This is a genomic window from Streptomyces sp. IBSNAI002 (assembly GCF_052244475.1).
Lineage (GTDB): Bacteria > Actinomycetota > Actinomycetes > Streptomycetales > Streptomycetaceae > Streptomyces.
Genome location: NZ_JBQPXG010000002.1, coordinates 4,895,051 through 4,907,741 on the forward strand (window position 1 = coordinate 4,895,051; position 12,691 = coordinate 4,907,741).

Annotated in this window: 13 protein-coding genes; 8 read left to right on the forward strand and 5 right to left on the reverse strand. The window is 70.8% G+C overall.

The window, feature by feature from the left end; translation table 11 throughout:
• Positions 1-6 precede the first annotated feature (6 nt).
• The 3 genes from ACTVZO_RS23750 (at position 7) to groL (ending at position 2,798) form a co-directional block, all read left to right on the forward strand.
• Entirely contained in the window at positions 7-282 is a 276-nt protein-coding gene (locus ACTVZO_RS23750; RefSeq protein ID WP_069921330.1) for a MoaD/ThiS family protein, read from the forward strand.
• Between the two features lie 382 nt (positions 283-664).
• A complete protein-coding gene (locus tag ACTVZO_RS23755; RefSeq protein ID WP_030009783.1) occupies positions 665-871 on the forward strand; it encodes a cold-shock protein in 207 nt (68 codons plus the stop codon).
• A 304-nt stretch (positions 872-1,175) separates the two neighbouring features.
• Positions 1,176-2,798, forward strand: a complete 1,623-nt coding sequence (gene groL, locus ACTVZO_RS23760) for a chaperonin GroEL (RefSeq protein WP_069921331.1) — start codon at positions 1,176-1,178, stop codon at positions 2,796-2,798.
• A gap of 69 nt (positions 2,799-2,867) precedes the next feature.
• On the opposite strand, the gene ACTVZO_RS23765 is transcribed toward groL, so the two are convergent.
• Positions 2,868-3,317 carry a GNAT family N-acetyltransferase gene (locus tag ACTVZO_RS23765; RefSeq protein ID WP_443300302.1) on the reverse strand — a complete coding sequence of 150 codons (450 nt, stop codon included), beginning with the start codon at positions 3,315-3,317 and terminating at the stop codon, positions 2,868-2,870.
• A gap of 27 nt (positions 3,318-3,344) precedes the next feature.
• Here ACTVZO_RS23765 and ACTVZO_RS23770 point away from each other — a divergent pair, with 27 nt between their 5' ends.
• From ACTVZO_RS23770 to ACTVZO_RS23780, 3 genes are all read left to right on the forward strand, one after another.
• Positions 3,345-3,968 (forward strand): phosphoribosylanthranilate isomerase, encoded by a 624-nt coding sequence (locus ACTVZO_RS23770; protein WP_443300303.1) that lies wholly within the window; start codon positions 3,345-3,347, stop codon positions 3,966-3,968.
• A 69-nt stretch (positions 3,969-4,037) separates the two neighbouring features.
• Positions 4,038-4,781, forward strand: a complete 744-nt coding sequence (locus ACTVZO_RS23775; protein WP_443300304.1) for a beta-glucanase — start codon at positions 4,038-4,040, stop codon at positions 4,779-4,781.
• 89 nt (positions 4,782-4,870) lie between these two features.
• On the forward strand, positions 4,871-6,325 hold the full coding sequence (locus ACTVZO_RS23780) for an alanine/glycine:cation symporter family protein (RefSeq protein ID WP_443300305.1): 1,455 nt from the start codon (positions 4,871-4,873) through the stop codon (positions 6,323-6,325).
• Between the two features lie 83 nt (positions 6,326-6,408).
• On the opposite strand, the gene ACTVZO_RS23785 is transcribed toward ACTVZO_RS23780, so the two are convergent.
• Both ACTVZO_RS23785 and ACTVZO_RS23790 read right to left on the reverse strand, forming a co-directional pair.
• Positions 6,409-8,055 (reverse strand): serine/threonine-protein kinase, encoded by a 1,647-nt coding sequence (locus ACTVZO_RS23785; RefSeq protein WP_443300306.1) that lies wholly within the window; start codon positions 8,053-8,055, stop codon positions 6,409-6,411.
• A gap of 92 nt (positions 8,056-8,147) precedes the next feature.
• Positions 8,148-8,507 (reverse strand): protease inhibitor I9 family protein, encoded by a 360-nt coding sequence (locus ACTVZO_RS23790; RefSeq protein ID WP_443300307.1) that lies wholly within the window; start codon positions 8,505-8,507, stop codon positions 8,148-8,150.
• Positions 8,508-8,868: 361 nt separating this feature from the next.
• Between ACTVZO_RS23790 and ACTVZO_RS23795 the strand changes: the two genes are divergently transcribed.
• Both ACTVZO_RS23795 and ACTVZO_RS23800 read left to right on the forward strand, forming a co-directional pair.
• Entirely contained in the window at positions 8,869-10,050 is a 1,182-nt protein-coding gene (locus ACTVZO_RS23795; protein ID WP_443300308.1) for a S8 family serine peptidase, read from the forward strand.
• A gap of 273 nt (positions 10,051-10,323) precedes the next feature.
• Complete coding sequence (locus ACTVZO_RS23800) at positions 10,324-11,523, forward strand: S8 family peptidase (protein ID WP_443300309.1); 1,200 nt, start codon at positions 10,324-10,326, stop codon at positions 11,521-11,523.
• Between the two features lie 25 nt (positions 11,524-11,548).
• Here the strand turns inward: ACTVZO_RS23800 and ACTVZO_RS23805 are convergent, their stop codons facing one another.
• A complete protein-coding gene (locus ACTVZO_RS23805; protein WP_443300310.1) occupies positions 11,549-11,803 on the reverse strand; it encodes a DUF397 domain-containing protein in 255 nt (84 codons plus the stop codon).
• The gene (locus tag ACTVZO_RS23810; protein ID WP_443300311.1) at positions 11,787-12,623 is read right to left on the reverse strand and encodes a helix-turn-helix domain-containing protein; all 837 of its coding nucleotides are present in this window, start codon (positions 12,621-12,623) and stop codon (positions 11,787-11,789) included. The genes ACTVZO_RS23805 and ACTVZO_RS23810 overlap by 17 nt, the downstream gene beginning before the upstream one ends.
• Between the last annotated feature and the right edge of the window lie 68 nt (positions 12,624-12,691).

Consider the following 12,691-nt stretch of genomic DNA (forward strand, 5'->3'; position numbering starts at 1 on the left):
AGCGCCATGAGCGTCAACGTCCGCATCCCCACCATCCTGCGCACCTACACCGGCGGTCAGGCCGAGGTCCCGGCCGAGGGTGCCACCCTGGCCGAGGTCATCGAGTCCCTGGAGAAGAACCACCCGGGCATCGCCGCGCGCGTCCTGGACGACCAGGGCAAGCTGCGCCGCTTCGTCAACGTCTACGTGAACGACGACGACGTGCGCTTCGAGGGCGGGCTGCAGGCGGCGACGCCGGACGGCGCGGGCGTCTCCATCATTCCCGCCGTCGCCGGCGGCTGACACGCGAAACCGTAATTACCCCCTCCGTTAATAAGCGGAGGGGGTAATTCTGTTTGATTGGGCGCGGTAGAGTTGGGGAAGTCCCCTCCGCTGCTCATGCCGGGCGCATATGAACGGCTCGCGTCAGGGTCGACATCGGGTCAATGTGCAAGCGCGGTATGGGGCATTGGCGAGATATGCCGGGCCCGAGTTGCCCTGGAATATGCCAGATTTTCACTCTATTTCTATGTTTCCCCGTGTCCAGAATTCTCGTCGGATTGACCTGTTGCAGACAGCACCGGCGCGGATACATTCAGCCTCGGTCGACGCGTTCCGACGCAAGTGATGACCCGGGACCGCGAAGTGCGTTCCTGCGCAAGGGCCAGTAATAGGGGAGTTAGGCATGGCTCAGGGCACCGTCAAGTGGTTCAACGCGGAGAAGGGCTACGGCTTCATCGCGGTCGACGGTGGTGCGGATGTGTTCGTCCACTACAGCGCCATCCAGATGGACGGGTACCGCACCCTTGAAGAGGGTCAGCGGGTCGAGTTCGAGATCTCGCAGGGCCAGAAGGGTCCGCAGGCGGACATGGTCAAGCTCGCACTCGGCTAGTCCCGGCGCGATCGACCGCCCACGCGTACAGGAGGGGCCCACATCCCGGACACGGGATGTGGGCCCCTCGCGTGTCTCCGGTGCGTTCACCGGGGTGTTCCCCCAAGCCGCTTGCACTCGCGGGGGTCGAGTGCTAATCATTGGCGTTAGCACTCTCCACGTGAGAGTGCTACTGAAACGAGGACCGGGTCGGTGAGGCCCGCAGCGTCCGGCGGGAAGGAACCGCCGGGCACGCAGGCCGTCCGTCGCGGGCGCGGGCGCGGTCCTGGGAGCAATCCACCGCTGTCCGGGAGGACCACTTCAGATGGCCAAGATCATTGCGTTCGACGAGGAGGCCCGGCGCGGTCTCGAGCGTGGGATGAACCAGCTCGCCGACGCCGTCAAGGTCACCCTTGGCCCCAAGGGTCGCAACGTCGTCCTTGAGAAGAAGTGGGGCGCCCCCACGATCACCAACGATGGTGTCTCCATCGCCAAGGAGATCGAGCTCGAGGACCCGTACGAGAAGATCGGCGCCGAGCTGGTCAAGGAAGTCGCCAAGAAGACGGACGACGTCGCCGGCGACGGTACGACCACCGCCACCGTGCTCGCCCAGGCGCTCGTCCGCGAGGGCCTGCGCAACGTGGCGGCCGGCGCCAACCCGATGGCCCTCAAGCGTGGCATCGAGAAGGCCGTCGAGGCCGTCTCGGGCGCCCTGCTCGAGCAGGCGAAGGATGTCGAGACCAAGGAGCAGATCGCTTCGACGGCCTCCATCTCCGCCGCCGACACCCAGATCGGCGAGCTCATCGCCGAGGCCATGGACAAGGTCGGCAAGGAAGGCGTCATCACCGTCGAGGAGTCGCAGACCTTCGGTCTGGAGCTCGAGCTCACCGAGGGCATGCGCTTCGACAAGGGCTACATCTCGGCGTACTTCGCCACCGACATGGAGCGTATGGAGGCGTCGCTCGACGACCCGTACATCCTGATCGTCAACTCCAAGATCGGCTCGGTCAAGGACCTGCTGCCGCTCCTGGAGAAGGTCATGCAGTCCGGCAAGCCGCTGCTGATCATCGCCGAGGACGTCGAGGGCGAGGCCCTGTCGACCCTGGTCGTCAACAAGATCCGCGGCACCTTCAAGTCCGTCGCCGTCAAGGCCCCGGGCTTCGGCGACCGCCGCAAGGCCATGCTCGGCGACATCGCCATCCTCACCGGTGGCACGGTCATCTCCGAGGAGGTCGGCCTCAAGCTCGAGAACGCCGGTCTCGACCTGCTCGGCCGCGCCCGCAAGGTCGTCATCACCAAGGACGAGACCACCATCGTCGACGGTGCCGGTGACAGCGACCAGGTCCAGGGCCGCGTCAACCAGATCCGCGCCGAGATCGAGAACTCCGACTCGGACTACGACCGCGAGAAGCTCCAGGAGCGCCTCGCGAAGCTGGCCGGCGGCGTGGCCGTCATCAAGGCCGGCGCCGCGACCGAGGTCGAGCTCAAGGAGCGCAAGCACCGCATCGAGGACGCCGTTCGCAACGCGAAGGCGGCCGTCGAGGAGGGCATCGTCGCCGGTGGCGGCGTGGCCCTGCTCCAGGCCTCCGCGGTCTTCGAGAAGCTCGAGCTCACGGGCGACGAGGCGACCGGCGCCAACGCCGTGCGCCTGGCCCTCGAGGCCCCGCTCAAGCAGATCGCCGTCAACGGTGGTCTCGAGGGTGGCGTCGTCGTCGAGAAGGTCCGCAACCTGCAGATCGGCTGGGGCCTGAACGCCGCGACCGGCGAGTACGTCGACATGATCGCCGAGGGCATCATCGACCCGGCGAAGGTCACGCGCTCCGCGCTGCAGAACGCCGCGTCGATCGCCGCGCTGTTCCTGACGACCGAGGCCGTCATCGCCGACAAGCCCGAGAAGGCCGGTGCCCCCGCGGGCGGCGGCATGCCGGGTGGTGACATGGACTTCTGATCGGCCCCTGGCTGATCGGCTGTTCTCGAACGAGGGCGGCACCCCCGCGGGGGTGCCGCCCTCGGGCGTTCACGGACCTCCGTCAGACACCCGCTGGAGCTGCTTGAGGAAGTACACGTCCTCGTGGCCGCCCGGGAAGCCCGGCACCCGGGCCGTCTCCACATAGCCGTGCCGGGCGTAGAAAGCCGGCGCCTGGAAGGTGAAGGACGAGACCAGGATGCTCGCGCAGCCCCGGCGGCGCGCCTCCGCCTCCGCCGCGGCCAGCAGCCTGCCGCCCCAGCCGCCGCCCCGGCTGTCCTCCCGTACCCAGGTCATCCCGATGCCCGCCCGGTCGCCCCAGCTCCAGCCGCTCAGTCCGGCGACGAGCGCGCCGTCCGCGTCCGTGATCCGCACGGTGAACTCGGACTGCTCCTGTCCCGGCGTCGCCGCCTGGTTGAAGGCGTCCAGCTCCTTGCTCAGCCGCTCGTCGAGTCCGGCATCCGGACCCCCTGTGATGATCTCCACCCCGTTGTCGTCCATCCGGCCATTCTGAGGTTGACTACCGGTATGACGGAACCGTTCATCAAGATCTGCGGGCTGCGCACCGCGCAGGACGTCGACGTGGCCGTCGGCGCCGGAGCCCGGGCCGTCGGCTTCGTCTTCGCCCCCGGCAGCCCCCGTACCGTCGACGCCGCCACCGCGCGCGCACTGGCCGCACGGGTGCCCGACGGGGTGCTCACCGTCGGGGTGTACCGCGGCCAGCCGCTCGACGAGGTGCGGCGGCTCACCGAGGAGAGCGGGGTGCGCGCCGTACAGCTCCACGGGGACGAAGGACCGGAGTACTACGAGGAACTGCGCGCGCCCGGCCGGACCCTGATCCGGGCCACCGCGCGTCAGGTCGCGCGCTGCGGGGAACTCGGCGAGGACCTGCTGCTGCTCGACGCCCCCGACCCCGGCTCCGGCATGCCGTGGAACTGGGGCTCCGCGGAGTTCACCCCGCCCGAAGGGCGCTGGCTGCTCGCGGGCGGGCTCACCCCGGCCAACGTCCGCGAAGCCGTCGAGACCACCGGCGCCTGGGGCGTGGACGTCTCCAGCGGAGTGGAGCGGGAGCGCGGGGTGAAGTCCCCGGAGCTGATCCGCGCCTTCATCGAGGCCGCCCGCGGAACGGCAACGGCACCCACTGCTCGCTGAGCGTGTTCATGTGATTACTCCGAGCGAGAACGCGTGCGTGACCCGCGCCGGCCGGGGCAGAACGTCCCCATGGTCACGGACACGCTCGCCTGGCTGCGGCGCCTGACGCGCCGCCTCGCCCCGGGCGGTGGGGACGATCGCGGACCGCTGCTGCCCGCGCCCCGCCGCACCCCCGTCTTCACCGCCGACTTCGCCTCCACCACCCAATGGGTCGCCGGCCGTTCCTGGGCCTATCCCGACGGCGGCCCCACCAACCCGGGCGACAACAAGCTCGACCACCTCGTCGCCGACCCCGCCTACGGCCGCGGCGGCGTCTTCCGGGCGACGCCCCGCCCCGACGGGAACTGGGACACCGGCCTGCTCACCACCGAGGGCAGCGACGAGGAGTTCGCGCTGCGCACCGGCGACGTGCTGGAGGCGCGGGTCAAACTGCCCGTGGAGGTGGGGGCCTGGCCCGCGATCTGGACCTGGCGGGACGGCGGCCAGGAGATCGACGTCTTCGAGTACCACCCCGACAACCCCGACCTGCTGGAGTTCTCGAACCACGTCCGCGAGGGCCACCGCTACCACCGCGACCCGTCGGTCCGGCCAGGGGCCTGGGTCGACCTCAAGGTCGAGTTCGGCAGGAACTCGGTCGTCTGGTGGGTCAACGGCGCCCGCGTGTACGCCGACCGCAAGGGCGTGGGCCGGTCCTGGTGGGCGTACCTCATCGTGAACCTGTCCGTGTCGGCGGGCCGCTACCACCCGGCACCCGGCCCGGGCGTGACGGAAATGGCCTACGAGGTCTCGCGGCTGCGCGTGTACCGGCGCTGAACCCGGCCGCGCCGACACAGGCCTTCGGGCCCGCCCGGAGTGGACCAACGTCCCTGTCCAGGGGCCTTCCGCCTCGGAAGACTTCGGGGATGGACACCCTCGACTCCCTGATCGTCACGGTCAACGACCACTTCTGGACGTACCTGCTGATCCCGCTGGTGGTGGGAGCCGGCCTCTACTTCACGATCCGGTCCCGGGGTGCCCAGCTGCGCCTGCTCCCGGAGATGTTCCGGGTGGTGAAGGAGAAGACCCCGCCGCGCGCCGACGGACGCAAGCAGGTGTCGTCGTTCGGCGCGTTCACCATCTCCGCGGCCGCCCGGGTCGGCACCGGCAACATCGCCGGTGTGGCCACCGCCATCACCCTGGGCGGCGCGGGCGCCGTCTTCTGGATGTGGATGATGGCGCTCATCGGTGCGGCCTCCGCCTTCGTGGAGTCGGCGCTCGCCCAGCTGTACAAGGTCCGGGACGCGAGCGGCGCATACCGGGGCGGCCCCGCCTATTACATGCAGCGCGCGCTCGGCAAGCGCTGGCTCGGCGTGCTGTTCGCGGTGACGATCACCGTCACCTTCGGCTTCGTCTTCAACGCCGTGCAGGCCAACACGATCACGGCCGTGGCGGGCGGATCGCTCCCGGAGACGGGCTCGGAGTGGTTCGGGCCGGCGACGGGCGTGCTGCTCGCCGCGCTGCTGGGGCTGGCGGTCTTCGGCGGGGTCAAGCGGATCGCCTCGGTGACCACCGTCCTGGTCCCGGTGATGGCCGTGGTCTACCTGCTGCTGGGCGCGGCGGTCGTGCTGCTGAACGTCACGGAGCTGCCCCGGGTCCTCGCGGACATCGTGGGCGGCGCCTTCGGATGGCGCGAGCTGGCGGCCGGCGGCGTCGGCGCGGCGATCCAGCAGGGCATCCGGCGCGGCATGTTCTCCAACGAGGCGGGCCTCGGCTCGGCCCCGAACGCGGGCGCGGCGGCCGAGGTCTCGCACCCGGTCAAGCAGGGCCTCGTCCAGGCCCTGGGCGTCTTCTTCGACACGCTGCTCGTGTGCACGATGACCGCCTTCATCGTGCTCGTCACCAGCCCGGAACTCGCCGGACGGCAGGGCGCGGACCTCACGCAGACCGCGCTCGGCGACACGCTCGGCGGCTGGGCGGGGCACGTGCTGACGGTCGTCGTCTTCATGCTCGCCTTCAGCAGCATGATCGGGAACTACTACTACGGCGAGACCAACATCCAGTTCATCACCCGCAGGCGGTGGGTGCTGCCCGGCTACCGCGCGCTGGTCCTGGCGGCGGTCGTGCTCGGCTCGCTGGGCTCGGTGTCGGTGGTGTGGAACCTCGCGGACGTCTTCATGGGCTTCATGGCGCTGGTCAACCTGCTCGCGATCCTCCCGCTGTCGGCGATCGCCTTCCGGCTGCTCGACGACTACCTCGCCCAGCGCCGGGCGGGTCTGGACCCGGTGTTCACCCGCGACCGGATCCCGGGCCTGCGCGGGGTCCAGTGCTGGGACCCGGTCCGCACGACGGTCCGGGCCCCGGCGGGCGGCGGCCGGTAGGACCGCGGCGGTCACGCGGTCACGCCGTCACGCCGTCACGCCGTCCGACGGACGGGCCGCCGGGCGGTCCGGCGGGCCGTCCGTCAGGCCGCCCGCCAGACCGTCATATCGGCGGAGATCCAGTCGGGCAGGCCCTTCAGCCGTACGACCGACTTGATCTGGATCACCAGCAGCGCGATGTCCCCCGAGGGGTGCCGGACGCAGATCTCGGTGCCGGGAGCCGTCGCGGCCAGCGGGAGCGTGTGCTGCGTGCTCGCCTTGGTGAGGAGGCCGCAGTTCTCGAGGCTGCCGCTGCCGGGAGGGGCGTACAGCATCGTGAACACGCTCGCGTCGCTCACCAGATCGCACTGGGTCTTCCCGCACTCCATGCGGATGTCCCCCGCGCGGTCGTCGCGCTTGACCGGCTCCTTGATGCCGATCGAGTTCTCCTCGCCCAGCCGCACCATCGGATACGGGTGGGGCGCGGGCGGCTTGGTCGGCGTGGGCGAGGTTCTGGGCGTGCCCGACGCGGATCCGGAGGCTCCGGACGCGCCGGACGCCTTGCCGCCACTGCTCGCCGGTCCGGGGGACCTGTCCGCGGCCGCCTCCCGTGCGCGCACCCGGTCCGCCGCGTCCATGACCGTCCAGGCCAGGCCCATCACCAGGAGGGCCGAGGCCGTCACCACGGAGATGGCGGTCAGCGCGGTACGCCGCCTGCGCCTGCGCTGTTCCTCCGGGGTGAGGGGCGCCGTGGGCGCCGGCTTCCAGTCCATATGCCCGGGAGCCGGCGGATGCGGGGCCGCCGGATGCGGGGTCAGCGACCGGGTGTGGACCGAAGTGGGCTGCGGGACCGGAGCCGGGACCACCACCTCCGGTCCCGCCACCTCCCGCCAGACGGCCGGTCCGCCGCCCGCGTCGGCGTCCTTGCCGAGCCGCTGCCGGCACGCCGCCACGATCTCCGCCGGGGTGGCCCGGTCCGCCGGGTCGGCGGCCAGGCACAGGGCGATCAGCGGGCGCAGCGACTCCGGGAGCCGGGACAGGTCCGGCTCGGAGTGGACGATCCGGAACAGCACGCTCATGGAGGGCCCGTCCCCGTACAGCGGCTCGCCCAGCGCGGCGAACGCCGCGGTCTGGCCCAGCGCGAACACGTCGCTTGCCGTCGTCACCTCGCCCGCCTGGGCCTGCTCGGGGGACATGTACTGGGGCGTGCCGATGGCCGTGCCGGTGGCGGTGCCCATGCTGGTGTCGGAGGCCAGCGAGATGCCGAAGTCGATGACGCGCGGCCCGTCGGCGGCCAGCAGTACGTTCGACGGCTTCAGGTCCCGGTGCACGATGCCCGCACCGTGGATGTTCTGCAGCGCCTCCGCCACGCCCGCCATCAGCCACAGCACCGCGGGCACCGGCAGCGGTCCGCGGCGGGCCACGGCCTCCGACAGCGAGGGCCCCGGCACGTACAGGGTGGCCAGCCAGGGCGGCGTCCCGTCCGCCTCGGCGTCGATCAGCTCGGCGGTGTACGCCCCGCGCACCCGGCGGGCCGCCTCCACCTCCCGGCGGAACCGCCGCCGGAACGCCGGGTCCTCGGCCAGTTCCGGCCGCACCACCTTGATGGCCACCGGGCGTCCGCCCTGGGTGTGGGACAGGTAGACCCGGCCCATGCCGCCCGCGCCGATCCGGGCCGCGAGCCGGTAGCCGGCCACGGCCGGTGGATCGTCCGCCCGCAGCGGCTGGAACACCTCGGTCGCGCTGTTCATCGTCTCCCCCCGGTCCCCGATCAACCGGTGGGTTGATCGGCTTCACCCTAAGCGGCTGGCAGGACCGGGGATTTGCCGGGGAGACGGCCTGGTCAGGCGGGGGCGCCGAAGGAGGATCCCTGCCCGTCCGCCTCGACCGACTCCACGACGGCGGTCGCCCGCAGGGCGTCGACCTGCTCGGGGGAGAGCTTGGCGGCGAAGCCGTTCAGGGTGCTGCGGTAGACGTACAGCGGGGTGATCCCGTGCTGCTCGGCGACTTCGGCCGGGTCGAGACCGGGGTACACGGTGACGATGTACGTGGGGTGGTCGGCGGCGGCCGCGCGGGGCACGGGCCCGGACGCGGAGACGGACACGGCGAGGCCGGCGGCGGCCGCGGACACGGGCAGGGAGACGGCGACCGCGGCCAGTACGGCGACGGCGACGGGCAGGGATCGGCTCAGACGGTTGCGCATGGGGTGAGGGCATCACGGCCGGAGGGGCCGGTCAACGAGGTCCGGGGGTGAGGCGGGGTCACGGGCGGTGCACCGGGCGTGCGCTCGCTGGTGTGGGGGCGGACCGGACGGGTGATCTTGCCGGGGCGGTGACGGGCCGGGCGGCCGGGGCGCGTCCTTGACGCCGCAGGAGGACAACCCTTTCTGCTGCTCGTACGACGTGTGTGCGCGGACGGGTGCACCGCACGATCGGCCGGGTAGGCCGGTGGTTCAACCCGCGTGTAGGTGGCACCGATGCAACTGAGGGCCGCCCCCGGGAGCACGTGTTGCCGCGGGGGCGGCTCACCCATGCCGACCTTCCACCCCGTCAGGGAGTACTTTCATGCGCCTGCTCGCACGTGTGGCCACCGCCGCCCTCATCGCCCTCGTACCGGCGGCGGCCGGTACGGCCTTCGCCGCGGCCCCCGAGCCGACCCCGGCGCCGCTGCTCAAGGCCGAGAATCCGGTGCCCGGCCAGTACATCGTGACGCTGGAGAAGGGCCAGGACGCGGCGGCGGTCGCGAAGAGGCTGGGGGTGAAGCCGACGTTCGTGTACACGAAGGCCATGAGCGGCTTCGCGGTCCCGCTGACCCCGCTCCAGCTGACGCTCGTCCGCAACGCCCTGGGCGTGAAGTCGGTCGAGGAGGACGCCGAGGTGCAGTCGGTGCCGAGGAAGAGCTCCGCGTCGGCGACGCGGGCACCCTCGAACTCGTGGGGCCAGGACCGGATCGACCAGAAGGAACTGCCGCTCGACAACACCTACACCCCGGAGGGCAATGGCGCCGGGGTGAACGTGTACGTCGTCGACACCGGCATCGAATACGCGCACGACGAGTTCGGAGGCCGCGCTACCTTCGGCTTCGACGCCGTCAACGACGGCCGAAACGGTGCGGACTGCAACGGGCACGGCACGCACGTGGCGGGCACGGTGGCGGGCAAGACGTACGGGGTCGCGAAGAAGGCGAACCTGGTCAGCGTGCGCGTCCTCGGCTGCGACGGCAAGGGGGAGTACTCGGGGATCATCGCCGGTCTCGACTGGGTGGCCAAGAACGCCAAGCAGCCGGCCGTTCTGAACGCCTCCCTGGGCGGCGACAAGTCGGAGGCGGTCAACAACGCCGCGAACGCCGTGACGGACGCGGGTGTCCTCCCGGTCATCGCGGCGGGCAACTCCTCGGTCGACGCGTGCTCCGTCTCCCCGGCTTCCGCGAGCAGGGTGGTGTCGGTGGCGGCGTCCAACCGGTACGACGAGGAGACCGACTTCAGCAACTACGGCACGTGTGTCTCCCTGTACGCACCCGGCCAGGCCATCGTCTCCGCGAAGCTCGGCGGCGGCTCCGTAGCCCAGGACGGCACCTCCATGGCCGCCCCGCACGTCGCCGGTGTCGCCGCGCTCTACAAGGCCAAGAACCCCGACGCGGCCCCGGGGGACATCGCCGAGTTCCTGGACAGCGAGTCCACCAAGGACGTCCTGACCAGCGTCAGCAAGACCAGCCCGAACCAGCTCCTGTACACCGGCGGCCTCTGAACACCCGTCGGGTCACGTCCCCCATACGAATGAACTTGTCGGGGCCGTGCCTTCGGGGCGCGGCCCCGGAGAACAGCCGGGAATGATCCTTTCCGCAGCGCCCGGGGCGGCTCCCCGCAGGGTTCCCGGCCGATCGGCCAGGCGGAGGCGGGCGGCTCAAGTCTTCTCCGGGAGGAACCCGATGAAGGAGGGGGCCGCTTCCGGGACACCTCTCCTCGCTGACGGACGCGGCTCATCCACGCTGGTCCACACGCACTCCAGGGAGTTCCCTCCATGCGTCTGCTCGCCGCGCGCCTCACCGCCGCCGCCGTCATCGCACTGACCCCCGTGGCGGCCGGTACGGCCACCGCCGCCGCCCCGGAGCCGACCCCGGCGCCGCTGGTCACCGCCGCGAACGCCATCACCGACAGCTACATCGTCGCCCTCGCCAAGGGGGTCGACCCGGTGAGGTTCGCGGAGGAGGCCGGGGTGAAGCCGAAGTTCACCTACCGCGCCGCGTTCAACGGGTTCGCCGCCACGCTCACCGGGCAGCAGCTCAAGGCCGTCCGCCATACGTACGGCGTGCTGGCGGTGGCACAGGACGCGCAGATCTCCGCCCCGCCGGTACCCGCGAGCGGGGTCACGACCAAGGCGCCGGCGAACTCCTGGGGGCTGGACCGGATCGACCAGAACCGCCTGCCGCTCGACAACGAGTACAGCCCCAACACCAGCGGCCAGGGCGTGACCGCGTACATCCTCGACAGCGGCATCGAATACCGGCACGCCGAGTTCCTCGAGCGCAACGGGACGACCCGCGCGGTGTTCGGCTTCGACGCGATCGGTGACGGCCGCAACGGCGCCGACTGCAACGGCCACGGCACGCACGTCGCCGGCACGGTCGGCGGTACGAACGTCGGTGTGGCGCACAAGGTGACCCTGGTCAGTGTCCGGGTCCTCGGATGCGACGGCAGGGGCCCCTGGTCGGGGATCATCGCGGGCCTGGACTGGGTGGCGACGAACGCCCGGCAGCCGGCCGTTCTGAACGCCTCGGTGGGTGGGGACCGGTACGAGCCGGTCAACACCGCCACCACCGCGCTGTTCGACCGGGGCGTCCTGCCGGTCGTCGCGGCGGGCAACGACGACAGGGACGCCCGTCTGGCCTCGCCCGCCTCCACCCCGAACGCGGTGACGGTCGGCGCGACCAACCGCTTCGACCAGGAGACCGACTTCTCCAACTGGGGTGAGCTCCTCGACCTCTACGCCCCCGGCCAGGACATCCTCTCGGCGAAGCTGGGCGGCGGCCTCGTGTCGATGAACGGCACCTCCATGGCCGCCCCGCACGTCACCGGAGTGGCAGCCCTCTACAAGGCGGCGCACCCCAATGCCCGCCCGGCGGAGGTGGCGAACTTCCTCAGGAACGAGGCCACCGAGGACGTCGTGCAGAACCTCAGCGACAACAGCCCCGACAAGCTCCTGTTCACGAGCGGTCTCTGACCTCGGACCTCGGACCCAGGATCGGTCAGAGCGCCGCGAGGAAGGTCGCCCAGGCCCGTGCGTGGAACACCACGTGCGGGCCTTCGGGCTGCTTGGAGTCCCTTACGGGGACGAGGTGGGGGTGGCCGTCGGCTACTTCGAGGCAGTTGCCGCCGTCGCCGCCGCTGTAGGTGGACTTTCGCCAGGTGCCCATCTCGACGCAGTCGCCGCCGTCGCCTGCGCTATAGCTGGACTTGTGCCAAGTAGCCGCCGACAGGTCATATTCAGGCATGTTCATCATGTGAATAATCCTCCGCCGTGGACTCGATCAAGGCCAGCGATTGTGTGGGCGACAGTGCGCTGGCCGTGAGGAGATCGTAGGTCAGGGTGTGGTGGGCGACCGTGGCCGGATCGTCCAGCAGCCGGCCGGTTCCCATGCCTGTGACGTAGGCGAGTGGGGGAGCGTCTTCGAAGGACATCAGTTTGATGGTCCCAGCGAGCGCAGCGTGTGCGCCTGCACTGAACGGAACCACCTGAACGATGATCCGCCGGGCTCGGATCAGGGTCACGATGTGGCCTAGGGCCTCGGCCATCACCGCTGGCCCACCCACCACCCGTCGTAGCACCGCCTCGTCGAGGACTGCCCACAACAGGGGCGTTGTTGGATCCGTGAGCAGGGCCGTGCGAGCGAGCCGGTTCGCGATGAGGTCGTCGATGACCTCCGCCGTCGCGGTCGGCTGGTACGCGAGGAACACCTCGCGCGCGTAGGCCTCGGTCTGCAAGAGACCCGGAATGATCAGCGGCGCGAACTCGCGGATGGCTGTCGCCAGCGCCTCCGCCTCGGCGGCCTCCGTGAAGTGGTCGGGGTACTTGGACTTGGCCCCCGCATCGCAGTTGCGGACGAAGAAGCCGTCGGTCTTCAGGATCTCGTCTATCGCGTGGGCGAGTTCGAGCGTGATCCGGCGGGTGCCCGCCTCCATCTGGCCGACGTACGAGCCGCTCACGAAGAGCTTCTCCCCCAGGGCGAGCTGACTGAGGCCGGCCCGCTCGCGGGCGACGCGCAGCTCGGTGCCGAGCATCGCGCGGGGTGAGGTGGAGGGGTCGAGTTTCTTTCGTGGCATGACAACTCCCGGTCCAACAGGTGCGGTTGCTGGGTGCCCGTTATTGAAAGGCTAGCGAGCCCGTCGCC

Coding starts and splice junctions, on each gene's coding strand:
- ACTVZO_RS23750 (WP_069921330.1), top strand. CDS start 7: ATGAGCGTCAACGTCCGCATCCCCACCATCCTGCGCACCTACACCGGC.
- ACTVZO_RS23755 (WP_030009783.1), top strand. CDS start 665: ATGGCTCAGGGCACCGTCAAGTGGTTCAACGCGGAGAAGGGCTACGGC.
- groL (WP_069921331.1), top strand. CDS start 1,176: ATGGCCAAGATCATTGCGTTCGACGAGGAGGCCCGGCGCGGTCTCGAG.
- ACTVZO_RS23765 (WP_443300302.1), bottom strand. CDS start 3,317: ATGGACGACAACGGGGTGGAGATCATCACAGGGGGTCCGGATGCCGGA.
- ACTVZO_RS23770 (WP_443300303.1), top strand. CDS start 3,345: ATGACGGAACCGTTCATCAAGATCTGCGGGCTGCGCACCGCGCAGGAC.
- ACTVZO_RS23775 (WP_443300304.1), top strand. CDS start 4,038: ATGGTCACGGACACGCTCGCCTGGCTGCGGCGCCTGACGCGCCGCCTC.
- ACTVZO_RS23780 (WP_443300305.1), top strand. CDS start 4,871: ATGGACACCCTCGACTCCCTGATCGTCACGGTCAACGACCACTTCTGG.
- ACTVZO_RS23785 (WP_443300306.1), bottom strand. CDS start 8,055: ATGAACAGCGCGACCGAGGTGTTCCAGCCGCTGCGGGCGGACGATCCA.
- ACTVZO_RS23790 (WP_443300307.1), bottom strand. CDS start 8,507: ATGCGCAACCGTCTGAGCCGATCCCTGCCCGTCGCCGTCGCCGTACTG.
- ACTVZO_RS23795 (WP_443300308.1), top strand. CDS start 8,869: ATGCGCCTGCTCGCACGTGTGGCCACCGCCGCCCTCATCGCCCTCGTA.
- ACTVZO_RS23800 (WP_443300309.1), top strand. CDS start 10,324: ATGCGTCTGCTCGCCGCGCGCCTCACCGCCGCCGCCGTCATCGCACTG.
- ACTVZO_RS23805 (WP_443300310.1), bottom strand. CDS start 11,803: ATGATGAACATGCCTGAATATGACCTGTCGGCGGCTACTTGGCACAAG.
- ACTVZO_RS23810 (WP_443300311.1), bottom strand. CDS start 12,623: ATGCCACGAAAGAAACTCGACCCCTCCACCTCACCCCGCGCGATGCTC.